Genomic DNA, 20,602 nt, shown 5'->3' with positions numbered 1-20,602 from the left:
TTTAACGCAAATCTGCAGACTTAAAAAAAACTTCCTATATTTGATTTCACCTAAATGTATTTTAAACTATGGCTTTCAATTCAAAAAATCCATTTTTAAACAGCAAACGTTTTTCATCAAATGCTGTTTCTAGAGCTGAAGAAGTGCACGAAGCGCAAATTATTGATTATGATCAGGAAATGACCGTTTCAGGTACAATTAATAAAACAGCTATCTTATTTTTAATTCTATGTGGAGCAGCCATGGTAACTTGGTGGATGGCTTTTAATGGAATAAACATCATGCTTCCGGCAATGGGAGGAGCAATCGTTGGACTAATTTTAGTATTAATTTCAGCGTTCAAACCACAATATTCGCCTTATTTGGCTCCCGGTTATGCATTATTTGAAGGTCTGTTTATTGGAGGTATATCTGCAATTTTTGAAGCAATGTACCCTGGAATTGTAATTAATGCTGTTGCTGCTACGTTAGTAACATTTTTAGTTTGTCTGGGTTTATATAAATTTGGAATCGTAAAAGTTACTGAAACATTCAAATCAGTAGTAGTTGCTGCTACATTAGCGATTGCAACTTATTATTTATTTTCTTGGTTAGCTTCTCTGATATTCAATTTCACTCCTGTTCATTACGGAAACGGAATGATGAGTATTGGAATCAGTGTTTTTGTAATTATTATTGCAGCTTTGAACTTATTCTTAGATTTCGATCAAATTGAAAAAGGTGCGCAGCAAAGAATGCCAAAATATATGGAATGGTTTGGCGCTATGGGATTAGTAATCACATTAGTTTGGTTATATATCGAGTTCCTAAGACTGTTATCAAAATTATCAAAAAAATAATTTTTCCTACTTCATATAAAAAAAGCCTTTTTGAAATTCAAAAAGGCTTTTTTTTATGCTATTATCAAGATTAAAAACTTCTTCCTTCCTATAATCTTTCTCCTCTAAAAACTCGCTAAAAAATAATTTTGTTGATTTAAATTCATCCCTTTTACGCTTTTAAAATAAAAAATCATATGCCAAACTATTTATTCAAAGCAAAATTCTGAATTGAAAAACAATAAAAAGTAATCCATTTCTTATTTTATTATAATTGACCTAAATTTTAATAAATCTGCAAAAATTTAGCGCATATTGAACTATTCTTCAATCTCTAAAAATAAAAAAACGTAGTAAAAATAGGACTTCACTAAAAGTTTATTTATTATGTAATAAATTACAATTAATGCAATTTATTACATATTACCTAAATTATATTTTAATTTTTTAAGTAATATGTTTTTTATAAACGAAATAATTACGAATATCAAAAATTTGTATATTTTTGTGTAATCGATTACAATTAACCAATGTAAAAGATAATCAAAACCACAATTAACTATTACTAACTTTATTAACCTAAACAATTATGAAAAAAAACCTACTTTTTATTTTCGTTTTACTTGCGAGCGCGCAAATCTGGGCGCAACAAGTTTCAATTACAGAAGCATCCGGCTGGCTTGAATCTGCTTTTGTAAAATGGCAGCCTGTAAGTGGCGCACAAACTTACAATGTCTATTATTCTGGAAATGGAATAACTGACCAAAAAATTGATGACCAACTTATCAGAAGCTATGGAAGTTATTTTCGTGCTGACATTCCTGGATTAAAAGCTGGATCTTATACGATTAAAGTAAAACCTGTAATTTCAGGAGTAGAAGGATCTGGGTCAACAACCAGCACATTAACTGTTTCTGCACACGATCGTAATGGATTTGCATTTGAAAGCGGAAGAGTTCCCGGTGGTTATAAAGCAGATGGAACTCCAAAAGATAATGCCGTAATTCTATACATTACACAGAATACAAAAAATACGATTTCAATGAATATTACTGGAGCAAGTGCAAACCCTTGCGTTGGTCTTCAGAATATTTTGTACGCCATTAAAAAAGGAAAAGATACTCGTCCTTTTATTATTAGATTAATTGGAAATATTACTGATATGACTGTAATGGAAGGTGGTGATGTTGTAATCGAAAACGCAAATAATGCGGCAAGTTATGTAACGATAGAAGGAATTGGAAACGATGCTGTTGCTAATGGCTGGGGCGTTCGCCTGAAGTCAGCTTCAAATATTGAAGTAAGCAATCTTGGATTTATGAACTGCAATAGTACAGCAGGCGATAATGTCGGAATGCAACAAGACAACGATCATATCTGGGTTCACAATTGCGATTTATTTTACGGAAATGCCGGAAGTGATGCGGATCAAATTAAAGGAGATGGCGCTTTAGACAACAAATCTTCAACTTATATCACTTTGTCCTACAATCACTTTTGGGATAACGGAAAAGCAAGTCTTTTAGGACTTAGCGAAGGAACAACAACGGGTTTATACATTACTTATCATCATAACTGGTTTGATCATTCTGATTCTCGTCATCCACGCGTTCGTTACTATTCAGCACATATCTACAATAATTATTACGATGGAAATGCCAAATATGGCGCTGGATCAACTATGGGATCATCTCTTTTTGTAGAAGGCAATTATTTCCGTAATGCGAAACATCCAATGTTGACTTCATTGCAAGGAACGGACATTTGGGATGAAGCAAATCAAGTTAATAATGCCGGAACTATGGGAACATTTTCTGGTGAAGCTGGCGGATTTATTAAAGCTTTTAATAATACTTTTGATGCTTCAAACGGAACAAACAATATGCGTTTTGTTGCTTATAATGATCCAAATCCGCTATATAATATTTCAGGAAAAATAAGTTCTACAACAGATTTTGATGCTTATGTAGCTACAACAAGAGGCGAAACTGTAAGCAGTTCTATCAAATCAAAATCGGGCGCAAATTCATATAATAACTTTGATACTGACGCTTCATTGTACGTTAAAAACTTAGTTATTGATCAGCCTGCAACAGCAAAAACAAAAGTAACTCAATATGCAGGACGTATTTCTGGAGGAGATTTAAAATGGACGTTTGACAATAGTGTCGACGATACATCTTCGCTTGTTATTGTGGCACTTAAATCGACTTTGACAAACTACACTGGAACATTAGTTGCTGTACAAGGAGAAGGAAATCCTCCAGCGAGTTCGCAAACACTAACCTCAACAGGAAACGAAAACCAAACCGTTACAAGCGGAACTGCAATTGCATCAATTGTATTTACTTGGGGTGGAGATGCCACAGATGCAACTGTAACTGGTTTGCCAGCATCTGGATTAAGTTTCGTAAAAAATACAACTGCAAAAACAATCACGATTACAGGAACTCCAACTGGAACAGTTTCTTACTCGATCGCAACAAGCGGAACAGGAACTCCGGTAACTGCTTCAGGAACAATAACAGTTACAGCAGCCGGAGCTCAAACTTTGACTTCTCCAACAAACAATAATCAAACTGTTGCCAGCGGGACAGCGATAACTTCAATTGTATTCACTTGGGGAGGAACTGCTACAGATGCGACAGTAACAGGTTTGCCGGCATCTGGAATTAGTTTTGTAAAAAATACAACTGCAAAAACAATTACAATTACTGGAACGCCAACAGCAACTGTATCTTACTCAATTGCAACTACTGGAACGGGAACACCGGCAACAGGTTCTGGAACAATTACGGTTACTACCGGAACACCAAGCGGAGATGAAATTCATAATTTTACCACTTCTGGAAAAACAAGCTCATTTTATACAATTACCGGAAATATGAACTCTACAGATGGTTCTGTAACATACAACGGACTAACCTTAACTAAACGCTTAAAAATTGAGACGAGCACGTCTATTTCATATACAACAACAAGCGCTTCAACTTTAACTTTAGTATTCGATTCAAATTTTACAGGAACAATCAAAGTTGATAATGTTTCTTATACTGCATCTGCCGGAATTGTAACAGCATCAATAACAGCCGGTTCACATACTATTACAAAAGGTTCTGTTGCTAATTTATTTTATATTAGTACAGCGTATAATTCAGGAAGTACTTTGCGAATGACGAAAACTGCTGAAGTCACTGCAGAACCAGAAACGTCGAAAGTTGTTTTATATCCAAATCCAGTTTCTGATATTTTATATATTTCTAAATCAACTCAAACTATAGAAGAAGTTTTGATTTACAATATGTCTGGAACATTAGTAAAAAGTGCAGGAAAAGATACTGAAAACATCGATTTGAGCGCATTAATATCTGGAACTTATTTAGTAAAAGTTAATACTAACGATGGCTCATTCAATCAGACAATTCTGAAAAAATAAACTACACCCTTAACTAACTTAATTTTAAAGTAAAAGGCTTCCAAATTTGGAAGCCTTTTTATCTTTTAAAGTCTCAAATATATACTTTAAGAGTTTACCAATTAGCATGTGGAAGTGTTTCTACAATTGTATCCGGATTATCATTTGCAAATAACATTTGTCGTTTCAATTTAAACTCTCCTATTTGATGTTCGCTAGGCACACTATCGTGCAATGTATTTGTCACTTCATGATCATATTTACCAGAAATAAGGTCATATTCACTTGAGAGCCACGAACCGGCACCAGTATGAAAAGTCCCTATATTAACAAGAACTAATTTATCATTTATAAATTTATATGTAGCTTCTCTATTTCCAACAGGTCCCGTTCCCTCAAGTAAAATATGTAATTTCCTTTCAGCATCTATAGAAATCTCACCGAGTCTTTGGTAATCCGGATATTCCGGACCTACTGCCTCCCATGAAAGTTCCTGCAATTTATATCCCCCTACTTCTTGTTGCAAAAGAACTAAAGTTGCTCGTGAGTCTTCCCTATTATCTCTATTCTGCAAAACAATTACAATATCTTTAAGGTTGTCATCATTTAAAAATCCTTCTACTTTCATTTTTATTTCACAAGGTTCTAAAACAAAAGCTTCAACATTTTTTCCTGTTTTTGGAAATTGAAGTTCTTTTAAACTCACTCCAAATCCCTCTCCTTCAGACTCTTCATATTCATCCTGAAAAGCGTTTTTATTCAAAGTATCTTTAACTGACACTGTCTTTTTTTCATCTGATTTTTTATTACAACTCAGTATGGAAATTGCCACAAGCAAAAAAAATATTTTTCGATTCATCTAATACAGGTTTTTCAATCAAAAATAAGTAAACCACTACAAATTCGATATAAAAAAACCGCCAATTTCAAATAAATGAAATTAGCGGCTTTCAATAAAATTATTTAAATCATTACAAATCAAATTTAATTCCTTGAGCTAAAGGAAGATTTGTAGTATAATTAATTGTATTCGTCTGACGTCGCATATAAATTTTCCATGCATCAGATCCAGATTCACGTCCGCCTCCGGTTTCTTTTTCACCGCCAAAAGCACCACCAATTTCAGCTCCAGAAGTTCCGATATTTACATTCGCAATTCCACAATCAGAACCTGTAACCGATAAAAATCTTTCTGCTTCACGTAAATTATTCGTCATAATTGCTGAAGATAAACCTTGAGCAACTCCATTTTGAATTTCGATAGCATTATCAACTTCCCCAGAATATTTAATTAAATATAAAACTGGAGCAAAAGTTTCGTGCTGAACAATTGCAAATGAATTTTCAGCTTCAGCAATTGCTGGTTTTACATAACAACCACTTTCGTAACCTTCACCTGAAAGCACTCCGCCTTCAACCAAAATTTTTCCACCTTCAGCAACAACTTTATTTAACGCAACTGCATACTGTTCAACTGCATGTGTGTCAATAAGCGGACCAACATGATTATTTTCATCAAGCGGATTTCCAATTCGTAATTGCTTGTATGCTGCAACCAGCGCATCTTTTACTTTATCATAAATACTTTCGTGAATAATCAGTCTTCTCGTTGATGTACATCTTTGTCCTGCTGTTCCTACTGCCCCAAAAACAGCTCCAATAACCGTCATTTTAATATCTGCATCCGGAGTAACAATAATGGCATTATTTCCTCCTAATTCTAATAAAGATTTACCTAATCTTCCTGCAACTGCCTGAGCAACAATTTTACCCATTCTGGTAGAACCTGTCGCAGAAATTAACGGAATACGAGTATCTTTTGTCAACAATTCTCCTATTTGATAATCTCCATTTATTAAACAAGAAATTCCTTCTGGTAAATTATTTTCCTTAATCACCTGAGCAATTATATTTTGACAAGCGATACCACAAAGAGGTGTTTTTTCAGATGGTTTCCAAACGCATACATCACCCGAAATCCAAGCCAAAGCAGTATTCCAAGACCAAACCGCAACTGGGAAATTAAACGCCGAAATAATTCCAACAATTCCCAACGGATGATATTGCTCATACATTCGATGTCCTGGTCTTTCAGAATGCATCGTCAATCCATGCAATTGACGCGATAATCCAACTGCAAAATCACAGATATCGATCATTTCCTGAACTTCTCCATAACCTTCCTGAAGTGATTTTCCCATTTCATAAGAAACCAATTTACCCAAAGCTTCTTTGTTTTGACGCAATTTTTCTCCAAACTGACGCACAATTTCACCACGTTGTGGCGCAGGAATTAATCTAAAAGTTTTGAAAGCCTCAGTCGCCGAACGCATTACTTTTTCATAATCTTCAAGAGTTGAAGTTTTTACTGATGCAATTAATTTTCCATCTACAGGTGAAAAACTATCTAAAATTTCTCCCGATGAAAAGTTCTCTACTCCTGTTGAAGTTCCTTCATTGACTAGTTTGATTCCTAATTTTTCCAGTGCTTCATTCATGCCAAATTGTGATGCTATTGTTGTCATTGTAACTTTTTTAGTTAAAATTGTTATATTTTTTATGTAAAGATATTCTTTTAGAATTAATTTCAAATTGAAGTGTCTTTATAAATAAAAGTAAATTTAAGATTATTTAAAAGTATTAACAGAAATGAAGCCTTATTTATTGGATTTATTTAGTGAAATTTGCATTACTCAAAATAACAATTATGACCATTTTCAGTAGGCTTTTACTTTGTTTGCTTTTAATTTCAACGAATGTTTTTTCTCAAAAAGAAAAATCTTCTTTTCAAGTAGTTCCTTTAGGAATAAAAGGCGGAATTGATGAAAAAAATCTTTCAGCCTATTTAATAGCACCTTCAAATACAAAAGATTTTATTTGTCTGGATGCCGGAACTGTAAATGCCGGAATTGAAAAAGCAATTGAAAATAAAGTTTTTAAAGTTTCAACTAGCGAAGTTTTACGCAAATACATCAAAGGATATTTAATTTCACATGCGCACTTAGATCACGTTTCTGGTTTAATTATCAACTCACCTGCCGATTCTTCAAAAACCGTTTATGCCACTGAAAAATGTATGGAAATGATGGAAAACCATTATTTTAACGACCAGACTTGGGCAAACTTTGGAGATAAAGGTGTGGGATTTCCACTAAAAAAATACCATTTTCAAACCTTGAATTTAGGTGAAGAAACTCCTATTTCAAATACAAAAATGACAGTAAAAGCTTTTCCTTTAAGTCATGTTAATCCGTTTGAAAGTACTGCATTTTTAATTAAATTTGATGATTCTTATGCCTTATACTTAGGCGATACTGGCCCAGATTCTGTAGAAAAAAGTGATAAGCTAAAAAATCTATGGACTGCAGTTGCGCCTTTAGTTCAAAATAAAAAATTAAAAGGGATTTTTATTGAAGTTTCTTTCCCGAATGAACAGCCTGACCAATTTTTATTCGGACACTTAACTCCAAATCACTTAATGACCGAGCTTCATATTTTAGAAGAATTAGCTGGAAAAGGCTCTTTAAATAATTTCAAAATTATTGTTACGCATTTAAAACCACCAACTAAAAATATTGCAAAACTTAAAGAACAAATTAAGAATCAAAATGACTTAGGTTTGAAGATTATTTATCCTGAACAAGGGAAGAAATTTGAGTTGTAAATCATTTAAGACCACCAATATCTTAGATAAAAATATCCTTTAAAATTATATAATAAACCCGACAGGTTTAAAAACCTATCGGGTTTACTATTTGTATTCAATATATAAATTACTTTTTAGCCGTAAACCTCGGATCTGTTTCCATAACTGTTCCGCAATTATCGCAAGTTCTTAATTCTTCTGAATTGTAAAAATGCTCGAAATGAGGAAGGAAATCTTTTTCGATATTATGAAGTTCAAAATACACTTCATAAAGTTTATGATTGCAATTATCACAATGCCAAAGCAAACCATCTGTATAGCCCAGCCCAGCGCGCTTTCTTTCAATCACCAAACCTATTGAACCTTCAGAACGAACTGGAGAATGTGGTACTTTAGCAGGATGAAGATACATATCTCCTGCATTTAATTCCATTTCCTTACGCTCGCCATCTTCCTGAATTACCACTTTTATACTTCCTTCTAATTGGTAAAAAAGTTCTTCAGTTTCATTATAATGATAATCTTTTCGGGCATTTGGTCCGGCAACAATCATCACAATATAATCACCAGAATCAACATAAAGATTTTTATTTCCAACTGGCGGTTTCAATAATTGTCGGTTTTCTTCAATCCATTTGGTAAGGTTGAAAGGTTTTGCTATAGCCATTTTTTTCAGAATTTATGAAAAGCTAAGGTAGTGAATTTGTAGAGATGCTACGCAGTGCATCTTATAGGTTTTGATTATAGAAACGTAGACACACTGTAGTGTGCCTCTACAATTTCTCTCGTATCAAATAAATATAAACCGGAAAATGATCACTAAAACCTACTTCATTGAGGGAATTTCTTAACGGATATCCTTTGTATTTTCCAGAAGTCTGAATTAAATACGGTCGATTAAAAATTCCAGCTTTCCAAAATTTAAAACTTGAAAAATCTGGTTGTATTAAAGTCTGAGTCATAATAATTTGGTCAAAAATATCCCAGGAATCCCTAAAAGCCAAAGTTCCCATTCCTTTTTCGGCCATTTCTTCGAATGGATTATAAACTCCGAATTCGGGAACTTCGATTTTCTTGGATTTTGCTCCCAAAGCCATTTTTAAACTTTTATTAAATGGTCCGTCGTTTAAATCGCCCATTGTTATAATTTTTGCCAATGGATTTATTTGTTGCAATGAATCGATAATTTTTCTGTTCAATTTTCCGGCGGCTTCACGATACGGACTGCTTGCTTTTTCTCCACCTGATCGCGAAGGCCAATGATTAACTATAACATGAATTTCTTCATTATCAAGAAATCCCGTTACCAAAAGCTGATCTCTTGTAAACACACGATTTTTATCAACTTTTATTTCAACATCGCCTAAATCTTCATTTCCATTTTCCTGAACGGCAGTTTTATTCTTATAAATTATTAAAGGAATATTTGAAAAAGAAGTTGGTCTGAAATGTTTTTTCTGATACAAAAGCGCCACATCAATTCCACGTTGATCTGGTGAATCAAAATGAATAATTCCATAATCGAAATCGATAATTTTTTCTTGTTTAATCAAATCTTCGAGAACGCCTCTATTTTCAATTTCAGAACAGCCAAGCAAAGTTGGTGCATTTAAATTTTCAGGAGTTCCAATTTCAGAAATTACTCTTGAAAGATTCTTTAATTTTTGTTCATATTTTTCTTTTGTCCAATGCTGCGCACCCGCAGGCGTCCATTCATCATCATTTGTACTTGGATCATTAATGGTATCGAAAAGATTTTCAAAATTGTAAAAAGCTACTGTATGGATATTATATTTTTTGGATTGACCATTTATAATAGAAATTGTAAAAAAAACAATCAAACAAAAATGAAATTTAATAATTTGCATAACTTTAAAAAATTAAATGACCAATTTAAACAAATTGTAAGAAATTTAAGCTATTTATTGACTTAGATACTTAAATTTGTTGCTGACTAATATTAAACAGCAAAAGAAACCATGAATAACCTCCTTACTATCAAGAAACGTTTTACTTTTTGTAAAATAGCATTTCTTACTTTTGCTTTACATACATTCACTTGTCAATCTCAACAAATCATGATAACACCGCCTTATTTACAAAAAGGAGATACAGTAGCTCTTTTGGCAACAGCCAGAAAAAACATCGACGACAATTTAAAACCAACTATTGACTTATTACACAGCTGGGGATTAGAAGCTGTTGTGGGAAGTACAATTGGTCTTGATTATCATCAATTGGCTGGAACAGACGAACAGCGCGCGGCCGATTTTCAAAAGCAATTAGACAATCCAAACATCAAAGCAATTTGGTGTGTGCGTGGCGGATATGGAACTGTTCGAATGCTTGATTTATTAGATTTTACCAAATTCAAACAACATCCAAAATGGGTTATTGGCTTTAGCGATGTTACTGTTTTGCACAATCATTTTAATACAATGGGCTTTAAATCGCTTCATGCTATAATGCCGGTTACGGTTCCGCGTGCAACACCAGAAGCAGTGAGTTCTTTAAAAGCAAGTTTATTTGGAGAACCTGTTTCTTATTCAGTTGCTCCAGACCCAATGAATCGTTTTGGAAAAGCTACAGGAGAATTAGTTGGTGGAAATTTATCTATTTTATATAGTTTATTAGGTTCACCATCGGCAATTGACTGTAAGGATAAAATATTATTTATCGAAGATTTAGATGAATACCTTTATCATATTGATCGTATGATGATGAATTTAAGACGAAACGGCTGTATCGAGAATCTAAAAGGAATCGTTATTGGGGGAATGACAAAAATGAAAGATAATGAAGTCCCTTGGGGCAAAAACGCTCTCGAAATTATCGACGATGTAACCAAAAAATATAATATTCCTGTAATTTTCAACTTCCCGGCAGGTCACATTAGAGACAATAGAGCTTTAATAATGGGAAATACGGTTACAATTGATGTGAATGCTTCTGGAAGTACTTTAACTTTCCAAAAATAATATCGAATTAATTCCTTTTAGGAAAACTCAAAATACCACATAAAAATCTCGCAATCCCGATAGCTATCGGGAGCAAAGTCGCAAAGTGTTTGTAACCTTTGCGACTTTGTGTTTTTATATGCAAAAAAACTTCAAACCTGAAACTTTAAACTTTAAACAAAAACTATGGCAGAACATAATGAACTTGGAAAACTCGGAGAAGATCTTGCTGTCTCTTATCTCGAAGAAAATGGTTATGAAATTTTAGAAAGAAACTTTATTATTCAAAAAGCCGAAATTGATATTATTGCCCAAAAAGGATCCATTTTGGCCATCGTTGAAGTCAAGACAAGATCGAGTTTGGATTTTGGTTCTCCGCAGGATTTTGTCAAGCAAAAAAAAATTCAGCTACTCATAAAAGCAGTAAATGCCTACATAAACGATAGGGAAATAGATTTTAATGACGATTTAAATATTCGTTTTGACATAATTGCAGTCCATAAAACCGAGGAAACATTTGCAATTGAGCATCTTACTGATGCTTTTTATCATTTTTAACATATTTTTTTATTGTTATAATTGTAACAATTTGTTTTTTTATTTATCTTTGTCAAGATTTATAACATCAAATTAACTAAACCAACACAATTAAGTTACAAAAAAAAAGAAAAAAAATTATGAAAACCGTTTCATCAATCGTCGAAAATTACATCAAAACAAAACCTTTTTTATTGAATGCATTATCGCTCGGAATTATCAATTTGACTTCCCTATCCCGAAACATTATGACGGAGCTGGAAAGTGAATTTGGAAAAGAGGTAAAACAAGGTGCTGTTGTAATGTCTCTTAAAAGACTGACTGAAGAATTAGATTTTAAATTAAACCACAAAATCAATAAAGTAATTAAGAATATCGGAGAAATTACAGTTCGTTCTGAATTGACAGATTACACTTTTGCTGCATCTGAAACAGTTTTGAACAAACAAGCCGATTTAATTTCTGATATTAACGCTTTATCTGATATTTTTTATACCTCATCTCGTGGTGTAAATGAAACTAATATTGTTGTGAGCAGCAGTGTTAATCACTTAGTTGAAAAACACTTTATGAGAGAAAAACTAATTCAGAAATTAGACAATTTAGCTTCAATTACAGTAAAACTTCCAAAAGAAAACATCGTCGTTCCTGGAATTTACTATTTCATTTTCCAGCGTTTGGCGTGGGAAGGAATTATCATCAACGAAGTAATTTCGACTTCAAATGAATTTACAATTTTAGTTGGCGAAGATCAAGTTGACGTTGCTTTCAAAGTAATTAAAGACTTGAAAAACTAAGTTTAATTTTAGAATTATTAATATTTCAATTTCTACAATCCTTTTGTCTTTTTTAATTAAAAGATGAAAGGATTTTTTTATTCAGATCAATTGAAAAATTAGTACTTTATCTTTCCAACAATAAGAATATTCTCAAAAATAGAAATCCAGAATAGTTAATTTTTAATATTTCAGCCAAAAAGTTATCAACTTGATAAAAAGCATTTTAACCACGTATTTACTGAGATTTAAACAATCAGAAAGTTGAAAAAACACAAATAAGTGTAATTTTTGACTTTTTAATGCGAATTATATTTTTATATATTTGCTAACCACTCAACACATTAGAGTATCGATTTTGATAGTATCGTAATATAATTAGATTTAAATACAAACTAATTAATTTAATGTTGGAAGCCAAAGATCATAACGACAAATTATTGGTAAGCGAACTAAAAAATGGCAACGAAAAAGCATTTCGTTCCCTTTTTGATTTGTATTATCAGGATATCTATGGCTACAGCATAAGTCTTTTGAAATCGAAAGAAGCTGCTGAGGAAAATGTTCAGGATGTTTTTATGAAAGTTTGGCAGCATCGTGAAAATCTAAATCTGGAACAATCATTTAAAGCCTATATTTTTACAATTGCAAGAAATCAGGCTTTCAACACGCTAAACAAAGCTGCAAATGATCAGATTTTAAAAGAAGCTGTTTTTTATGAAAGTCAAAAATCTCATGAATATGGCGATTATTCGATTCGCGAAGAAGATTGCAAAAAACTTCGCAAACAAGCTATAAAACAATTACCACCAAAGCGAAAGCAAATTTTTAAAATGTCCCGAAAGAAAGGCATGAGTTACGAAGAAATAAGTCAGGAACTCGGCATCTCTATAAATACTGTCAGGAACCAAATGAGCAAAGCACTGGAATCCATGCGAGTCTTTTTTCAGGTTCATGATGAAATTATCTAACCAAACCACATGTTAACCAATTAAATCACTTCTTTCGGAGTGATTTTTTTTGCTTTTTTTTGAAAAAAAATATTTTCTAAAAACCCTAGTAAAATCAATACTTCACATCGTTTTTTAACAAATTAAAAACTGTTTTAAATGTTAAAATTGAAAAAATTATAACGTTTGAGTAGTACTCAACTTTAGTTCAGCTGTATTATATCAGAACCCCGACCTAAAAACAATTCGTAATGAATTCAAATTCTGAAATAAAAAGTCTTTTACAAAAGTTTGTTTTGAACCAATGTACGCTCGAAGAAACAAACGAGGTAATTGCTTATTACAAAAAAAATCAGCTTACAGACGATTTTCCAACCGTAGAAGATATTCAAAATCTATTATCGGAAATGCCGAAAATGGAGAAACAAACTGCCGACGATATTTTCATGAATATTTTATCTGCTTCAAAAGAGGAAGAAAAAGAGGAAACTGTAATTGAAATGACGGCAAGAAAATCGAATTACAGAAAATACATTTCAATTGCTGCTTCAGTTGTTATTTTATTGGGAATTGGCTTTTTCTACAAACAAAATCTTTCGAATAAATCTGCCGAAAAAGAATTCGATTTCAAAAGTACTGATATCGTTCTCCAATTAGAAAACGGAGATATTCAGATAATTTCTGAAAACAATTCTTCTCAGGTAAAAGATGCAAACGGAAATATTGTTGGAAATCAAACTGGCGACAAATTAGTTTATGAAAACAGTTCAGATCCTGAAAAATTGGTTTACAACACCATCAAAATTCCATACGGCAAAAAATTCCGTCTTCAGTTATCTGATGGAACATTTGTTCATTTAAACTCGGGAACGACTTTAAAATATCCTATAAAATTTATCAATGGAGAAAACCGACAAGTGTTTCTTGACGGAGAAGCTTTTTTTGATGTTGCCAAGGACAAAAAACATCCGTTTATCGTAAATGCCGACAACTTAAATGTTCGTGTTTTAGGAACACATTTCAACGTTTCAAATTATCCTGAAGATGCTTTAACCGATGTTGTTTTAGTAGAAGGTTCTGTTGGAATGTACAACTCAAATGAAGAATTTGATGCCTCAAAAAATACTGTTTTGAAACCTGGTTTTAAAGGAAGTTTCAATAGAGAAAATGCTAGAATTTCGACTAAACCTGTTCTTACAGATATTTATACTTCATGGATAAATGGCGGTTTAACTTTCAGAAATATGACTTTCAAAAACATTATTACAAAACTGGAAAGACGCTATAATGTTACAATTGTAAACAAAAATGAAAAATTAGCCAACGAAAAATTCAATGCCAGCTTTAAAGAAGAATCTATTGAAAATGTTATGAGCTATTTCAATGATATTCATGGTATTAATTACACCATAAAAGACAATCAAATACTAATTAAATAACCACTTAAAACCAATTACAATCTATGAAGAACTAACATTACGGGAATAAAAAAATCGGAAAGAGCTGCGAACAATTTCCGATTAACTAAGTGATTGAATATAACGAATTAACTACAATCAATTAACAAAATTATGAAAAAAAAATCAAAGAATACTGGGTTTCTATACCGAGTGTTCCAAAATGACCTAAAATTGAAACTAACTACACTACTTATTTTGGTCGCCATGTTTAATATTAGAGCGAATTCTTATGCCCAAAAGACAAAAGTAACGCTGGAATTAAACAATTCTACCATCGAAAAGGTTATTGAGACCATAGAACAAAAAACGGATTTCAGGTTTATTTACAAACTGAATGATATCGATTTAGATCGAACGATTTCAATTTCGGTAAAAGATCAATCGATTTATGTAGTTTTAGATAAGCTTTTTAAAGGAACTCCAACCGAATTTAAAATTCGAGATACACAGATAATCTTAAAAAAACCGGAGCTTAAAACCGAAGCAATCCTGCTTCAAAAACAAACCGTTTCGGGTGTAATTACCGATGAAAATGGTCTGCCTTTACCTGGAGCTTCAGTTATTGAAGAGGGAACTAAAAATGGTATGGTAACCGATTTTGACGGAAAATACAAGCTTACGGTTGAAAGCAATCAATCTGTAATTATTGTGTCTTTTGTTGGATATAAAGAGAAAAAAGTTGTCGCTAATCAAAGCGTAATAAATATTCAGCTTGTTCCAGATGCTACAGACCTTCAGGAAATTGTAGTAGTTGGTTATGGAACTACAGCTAAAAAAGATGTAACTGGAGCCGTTTCTTCAATTGCTGCAAAAGATATGAACCAAGGCGCAATCGTAAATCCTTTGCAATTGATTGCAGGAAAAGCTGCTGGTGTTAATATCACACAAATTGGTAGTGAACCGGGTTCAGGACCGAGTGTTCGTATTAGAGGAATTGGTTCTTTAATTGGGGGAAATGATCCATTGGTGGTCGTTGACGGAATTCAGGGAAACATGGATTTGTTAAACCAGGTTCCACCAAGCGAAATTGAAACTATCGATGTTTTAAAAGATGCTTCTGCAACTGCAATTTACGGTTCAAGAGGAGCTCCCGGTGTAATCATTGTTTCTACTAAAAAGAATAAAGCAGGAAAAACAACAATGGAATATATTGGATCTACATCTGTCGATTTTATTCCAAAAAAATTAGATATGCTTGATGCCAATCAGTGGTGGGAAACTGCACAAAATTATGGTGTTCCTGCATCTGCGAATCACGGTTCAAGTACAAACTGGTATGGTCTTTTAACTCAAACCGGAATTACGCAAACGCATACATTATCTTTTGGCGGAGGAACAGATAAATTTAATTACCGAGCTTCTATAACGGCTATTATGCAGGATGGAGTTGTAATTAATTCAAGCAATCAAAAATACATTGGCCGAATTCAGGCGACACAGTTAGCTCTTAATGATAAATTAAAATTAACTTTTAATCTAAATACTGGCGTAAATAATGTTACAAGCAGTATTGGGAATATTGGAACAGTTGCTTATCAGTCAAATTTAATCACAAATTCATTATTGGCCAGACCAACAGATCCTGTTTTTAATACTGATGGAACTTATTTTACTGATGCTGCCGTATTTCATTATTTAAATCCTTATGCAGCTGCTCAGGAAGTTACAAATGAAAGACAGGAAGATAATTTATTTGGAAGTTTAAAAGCCGATTTAGATTTAGGAAAAGGTTTTTCTGCAAACTGGTTTGGAAGCTGGAGAAAAACAAACTTTACGGCGGGTTATTACATGCCAGAAGAATCAACCGATAATAATGCAATCGAGCAACATGGTTTTGCTAATATTGATAATAAAAGACAAAACGAAAAATTAACCAATGTAAGTCTTACGTATAAAAAGACTTTTGGAATTCATAGTTTTAATGCCTTGGCTTTATACGAATGGCAAAACCAAACTTATCAGGGCAATTACACTCAGGTAAGAGGTTTTATTAGTGATGAAGCAACTTACAATGCGCTACAATTTGGTGATTTCTCTAAAGTAAGAGCCTACGACATACGATCTTATAAAAATGACAGATCATTAGTTTCCTATTTAGGAAGATTAAACTACTCTTTACTGGATCGTTATTTATTGACTGCAAGTATCAGACGAGATGGTTCATCTGTATTTGGTGCAAACCACAAATGGGGAAATTTCCCTTCAGCATCTGTGGCTTGGCAAATCAACAAAGAATCATTCATGCAGAATCAAAATTTGTTTAATGAATTAAAATTACGTGTTGGATATGGTGTAACTGGTAATCAGCAAGGTCTTCTTCCACAAACTTCATTGCCATTAGTTGACAGTGCGGGAAATATCTATTTTGGAGGTTCTATCATCACCAATTTTACTATTGCGCAAAATGCAAATGCTGATTTGAAATGGGAAACTAAAAAACAAACCAACATCGGACTTGATTTTGGTCTTTTCAATAATAGATTAAGAGGTAGCGTGGATGTTTACGATTCCAGAACAGATAATCTTTTATTCGATTACACTGTACCTCAGCCTCCTTATCCTTATAACAAAATCAAAGCTAACGTAGGAAGTATTTCAAACAAAGGTTTAGAAGTTGCTCTTGCTTATGACGTTATCAAAACTGACAACAGCACATTAACACTAGCAGGAAACGTATCTTTTATGAAAAATGAAGTACTTAACCTTAGCGGAAGTATTAATGGTATTCCTTTAAATACTGATTATGTAGGTTGGGGAGCTCCAAACTCTTTATTAGTACAAGGAAAACCAGTAGGTTCATTCTACATTTTACAGAGTACAGGAAAAAATGGAAATAGTGTTGAAACAGTTGCAGACCGCGATGGAAACGGATTAATTGATCAGGGTGTCAGAAGTGCAGATCGTTATTATGCCGGTTCAGCATTGCCAACTTACACTTTTGCATTTAATCCATCTTACAGATACAAAAACTTTGACATTTCTATGTTATGGAGAGGCTCTGGAGGAAATAAAATTTACAACAATCTTAATCAAAGGTTAAGTATGTTGGAAAACACTGGTAGCTCAAATGTTCTGCAAAGTGCTGTTGATAAAGGAATTTTCTCTTCTCCATATGCATCTGATTTATGGTTGGAAGATGGTTCTTTCATTCGTTTAGAAAATGTTACTGCCGGATATAGTTTCCGTTTCACTGACAAATATGTAGACTCTATTCGACTTTCTCTTACAGGAAACAATTTACTGCTAATTACAGATTACACAGGTGTTGATCCGGAATTGAACATAAGCGGAAGTGGTGATCCTAATGATAATTTTGGCGGCGATAAAGGAATTTATCCGCGTACCAGAAGTATTGCATTTGGCTTGACTGTAAAATTTAAATAGTAAAAGAAATGAAAATTAAAAATATAGTATTAGCAGGAAGCGCATGTTTCCTTACCCTTTTTAGCTGTACAGATATCAACGAAAATATTTACGACAAATATCAGCCAGACACTTTTTACGGAACTCCAGAAGGAGCAAATATTGCTTTGGCAAGTGTTTATGCAGAAATTCCAGGTGACTTTGAACGTAAAAATGTTCCGGGAGTTGGATATGCAGGTGCTGATAACGGTTGGTATGACATGAACTGTATGTCTTCTGACGAACAAGTAATTCCGCATAGAAATGACGGTAACTGGCAACAAGATTTTGCCCGTTTGCACAAACATGAATGGCTTCCTTCTGAATTCATTATTAACAATACATGGAACTGGTTATACAATAGTATTTTCAAAGCCAATTTAGCTGTTGAGTTATTAGAAAAATCAAAAGCAGATGCTTCAAAAATCGCTGAAGCAAAAGTATTACGTGCTTTCTTTTATTATTTATTGATTGATGATTTTGGAGATGTGCCTTTTTATACTGACAACAATATTACTGTTGATAAAATTCCACAAGCAAGTCGTGCAGCCGTTTTTGCTTTTATTGTAAAAGAATTAACTGAAAATGTAGAATCACTTTCTGTTACAAAAGGCGGAAATTATTACGGGAGATTCAACAAATGGGCAGGATACACCTTATTAGCAAAAGTATATCTAAATGCTCAGGTTTATACAGGAGAAGCAAAATGGGCTGAATGTTTAGCGGCTTGTAACAAAGTAAGCGAAGGTGGTTTTTCATTGCATTCTGGTGCAGAAAATCCTTCTAGCCCATTAGGAAATAAATATTATGAATTGTTTGGAGATGTACTTCCGGACGATGAAACTATTTTGCCAATTTTCGCAACTCTTGATGTAGTTTCAAGAAATGTTTACGCTGTTCGCAGTGTATACGGACCACAGGGTACAAAAATGTTTGGACTTGCTGGATGGAACGGAACTATTGTACCTACAGATTTCTTCCTGAAATATGCTACAAATGATATCCGAAGAAAGCAATTCTTATTTGGAGAACAACCAGGCGGATTTAATTACACGCTTGAAGTGGGTTCTTTAGACAATCCGGGTGCGGCTCCTCAGGCTGGAGTTCGTAATGTCAAATTTTATCCGGCAGGAGCGCAAACTGGTGGTGGAGCTTCAAATGACTTTCCAATTTACAGATATGCTGATGTAATCTTAATGATGGCAGAATGTAATGTGCGTTTAGGAAATCCTACAGCTGCAAAACCTTTTATAGATCAAATCAGACAACGTGCAGGTTTAGATCCTTTGGCAGCAAATCCAACTCTTGATGATATTTATAATGAAAGAGGTTTTGAATTAAACTGGGAAGGTCACAGAAGACAAGATATGATTCGTTTTGATAAATTTTTATTGGCAAATCAATTCAGACCAGCTTCTCCTGCTTACAGAAAATTGTTCCCAATTCCAACATCTGCTTTAGATGCAAATCGTGGACTTAAACAAAACCCAGGTTACTAAAAACAAAAACTATTATGAAAAAATATATAGATAAATTATTCGTATTAGGCAGTTTGCTTTTTTTAGCTACTTCCTGCGAAACCGAAGGACAATTAACAACATTAGCAACGGTAACTTTTCCTTCTGCAATTGAAGTTTCATCGAGTACGATTGTACTTAAAGAGGATGTTTCAGATCAACCAGCTTTACTTGTTTCATGGCCAAAAGTAACCTATCCTATTTCGGCTCCGGTTACTTATGCTGTACAATTTGATATGCCTAGCGATATCAAAGGAAGCGAAGCTTGGGGAAAAGCCATACGTATTGTAGCTGGAGAAGATGTTTTAAGCAAATCGTTTACAGGAGCAGAATTAAATAAAATTGTTACCGATTTAGGACTTAAACCTAACGTGGCCGCAGATGTAGTAATTCGTATCGAATCTACAATGGATCATAGAATTTATTCAGACCCTATCATGATTAAAGTAACACCTTACCTGAAAACTGTTGTTATTGGCGAAATATTTATGCCTGGAAGTTATCAGGGATGGGCTGTAGAAACGGCAGCAGCCTTAACAGAAATCCAGATAGGAGTTTATCAAGGTTATATGACTTTACCTGTGGGTGCAGGTCCTGGATTTAAGTTAAATAGAGGAAGAAACTGGGCTCAATTCTTCGGTGCAGGGGACACAAATGCTGATATGAAAAACATGAGTGACACTGATTTCACACTTCCGGGAGCAGGTTCGTACCAAATTAAAGCAAATTTAAATACGCTGAAATGGAGCGCTACGCCTTATTCTTGGGGAATTGTTGGAACTTCACAACCTGGCGGATGGGACAATAGTACTCCTATGAGTTACGATCACCAAACTAAAACTTGGAAAATTACGACCAATTTGGTAACAGGAGCACTAAAATTTAGACTAAACAATAGTTGGACTATTAATTATGGTCCTGCAGATCCTTCAACAAATACAATTAATCTTGATAATGGAAATGCTTATGACATTCCTGAAGCAGGTCTTTACGAAGTAACTTTCAAGATTAATGAAATAGATCCTACAAGCAATGGCTATCCAAAAACAGCAACTTGTACGATCGTTAAAAAATAATCTAACATTGTAATAAAGCTAGATTAGTTTGAGTGATACCTGCCTTTT

Annotated in this window: 15 protein-coding genes; 11 read left to right on the top strand and 4 right to left on the bottom strand. The window is 33.5% G+C overall.

What is annotated here, in order from left to right; translation table 11 throughout:
• Window positions 1–68: 68 nt before the first annotated feature.
• Window positions 69–839 carry a Bax inhibitor-1/YccA family protein gene (locus tag FN795_RS07370; protein WP_035646250.1) on the top strand — a complete coding sequence of 257 codons (771 nt, stop codon included), beginning with the start codon at window positions 69–71 and terminating at the stop codon, window positions 837–839.
• A gap of 568 nt (window positions 840–1,407) precedes the next feature.
• Entirely contained in the window at window positions 1,408–4,254 is a 2,847-nt protein-coding gene (locus FN795_RS07365; RefSeq protein ID WP_142450041.1) for a pectate lyase family protein, read from the top strand.
• 94 nt (window positions 4,255–4,348) lie between these two features.
• Here the strand turns inward: FN795_RS07365 and FN795_RS07360 are convergent, their stop codons facing one another.
• Together FN795_RS07360 and amaB are read right to left on the bottom strand one after the other, a co-directional pair.
• Window positions 4,349–5,092, bottom strand: coding sequence for a hypothetical protein (locus FN795_RS07360; protein WP_142450040.1), 744 nt, complete (start codon window positions 5,090–5,092; stop codon window positions 4,349–4,351).
• Window positions 5,093–5,204: 112 nt separating this feature from the next.
• The gene (gene amaB / locus FN795_RS07355) at window positions 5,205–6,758 is read right to left on the bottom strand and encodes an L-piperidine-6-carboxylate dehydrogenase (protein WP_142450039.1); all 1,554 of its coding nucleotides are present in this window, start codon (window positions 6,756–6,758) and stop codon (window positions 5,205–5,207) included.
• A gap of 182 nt (window positions 6,759–6,940) precedes the next feature.
• Here amaB and FN795_RS07350 point away from each other — a divergent pair, with 182 nt between their 5' ends.
• Complete coding sequence (locus tag FN795_RS07350; RefSeq protein ID WP_142450038.1) at window positions 6,941–7,897, top strand: MBL fold metallo-hydrolase; 957 nt, start codon at window positions 6,941–6,943, stop codon at window positions 7,895–7,897.
• A 109-nt stretch (window positions 7,898–8,006) separates the two neighbouring features.
• On the opposite strand, the gene FN795_RS07345 is transcribed toward FN795_RS07350, so the two are convergent.
• Both FN795_RS07345 and FN795_RS07340 read right to left on the bottom strand, forming a co-directional pair.
• Window positions 8,007–8,546, bottom strand: coding sequence for a 3-hydroxyanthranilate 3,4-dioxygenase (locus tag FN795_RS07345; RefSeq protein ID WP_142450037.1), 540 nt, complete (start codon window positions 8,544–8,546; stop codon window positions 8,007–8,009).
• Window positions 8,547–8,652: 106 nt separating this feature from the next.
• Window positions 8,653–9,747, bottom strand: coding sequence for an endonuclease/exonuclease/phosphatase family protein (locus FN795_RS07340; protein WP_142450036.1), 1,095 nt, complete (start codon window positions 9,745–9,747; stop codon window positions 8,653–8,655).
• A gap of 210 nt (window positions 9,748–9,957) precedes the next feature.
• Here FN795_RS07340 and FN795_RS07335 point away from each other — a divergent pair, with 210 nt between their 5' ends.
• The 8 genes from FN795_RS07335 to FN795_RS07300 all read left to right on the top strand — a co-directional run bounded on the left by FN795_RS07335 (window position 9,958) and on the right by FN795_RS07300 (window position 20,554).
• Window positions 9,958–10,857: a S66 peptidase family protein gene (locus FN795_RS07335; RefSeq protein WP_142450035.1), complete on the top strand. Its 900-nt coding sequence runs from the start codon at window positions 9,958–9,960 to the stop codon at window positions 10,855–10,857.
• A 165-nt stretch (window positions 10,858–11,022) separates the two neighbouring features.
• Window positions 11,023–11,394 (top strand): YraN family protein, encoded by a 372-nt coding sequence (locus tag FN795_RS07330; RefSeq protein WP_142450034.1) that lies wholly within the window; start codon window positions 11,023–11,025, stop codon window positions 11,392–11,394.
• A gap of 119 nt (window positions 11,395–11,513) precedes the next feature.
• Complete coding sequence (locus FN795_RS07325; RefSeq protein WP_008466087.1) at window positions 11,514–12,170, top strand: hypothetical protein; 657 nt, start codon at window positions 11,514–11,516, stop codon at window positions 12,168–12,170.
• 386 nt (window positions 12,171–12,556) lie between these two features.
• A complete protein-coding gene (locus tag FN795_RS07320; protein WP_142450033.1) occupies window positions 12,557–13,120 on the top strand; it encodes an RNA polymerase sigma factor in 564 nt (187 codons plus the stop codon).
• Window positions 13,121–13,350: 230 nt separating this feature from the next.
• Window positions 13,351–14,538 carry a FecR family protein gene (locus tag FN795_RS07315; protein WP_142450032.1) on the top strand — a complete coding sequence of 396 codons (1,188 nt, stop codon included), beginning with the start codon at window positions 13,351–13,353 and terminating at the stop codon, window positions 14,536–14,538.
• Between the two features lie 192 nt (window positions 14,539–14,730).
• On the top strand, window positions 14,731–17,943 hold the full coding sequence (locus FN795_RS07310) for a TonB-dependent receptor (RefSeq protein WP_244289954.1): 3,213 nt from the start codon (window positions 14,731–14,733) through the stop codon (window positions 17,941–17,943).
• 8 nt (window positions 17,944–17,951) lie between these two features.
• Window positions 17,952–19,460: a RagB/SusD family nutrient uptake outer membrane protein gene (locus FN795_RS07305; protein ID WP_142450030.1), complete on the top strand. Its 1,509-nt coding sequence runs from the start codon at window positions 17,952–17,954 to the stop codon at window positions 19,458–19,460.
• Window positions 19,461–19,474: 14 nt separating this feature from the next.
• Window positions 19,475–20,554, top strand: coding sequence for a SusE domain-containing protein (locus tag FN795_RS07300; protein WP_142450029.1), 1,080 nt, complete (start codon window positions 19,475–19,477; stop codon window positions 20,552–20,554).
• Window positions 20,555–20,602: the final 48 nt, after the last annotated feature.

Origin of the sequence: Flavobacterium resistens (assembly GCF_900182645.1) — a bacterium.
Lineage (GTDB): Bacteria > Bacteroidota > Bacteroidia > Flavobacteriales > Flavobacteriaceae > Flavobacterium > Flavobacterium resistens.
The sequence above is the reverse complement of the archived record's forward strand: the minus strand, read 5'-3'. Positions and strand labels throughout refer to the sequence as shown.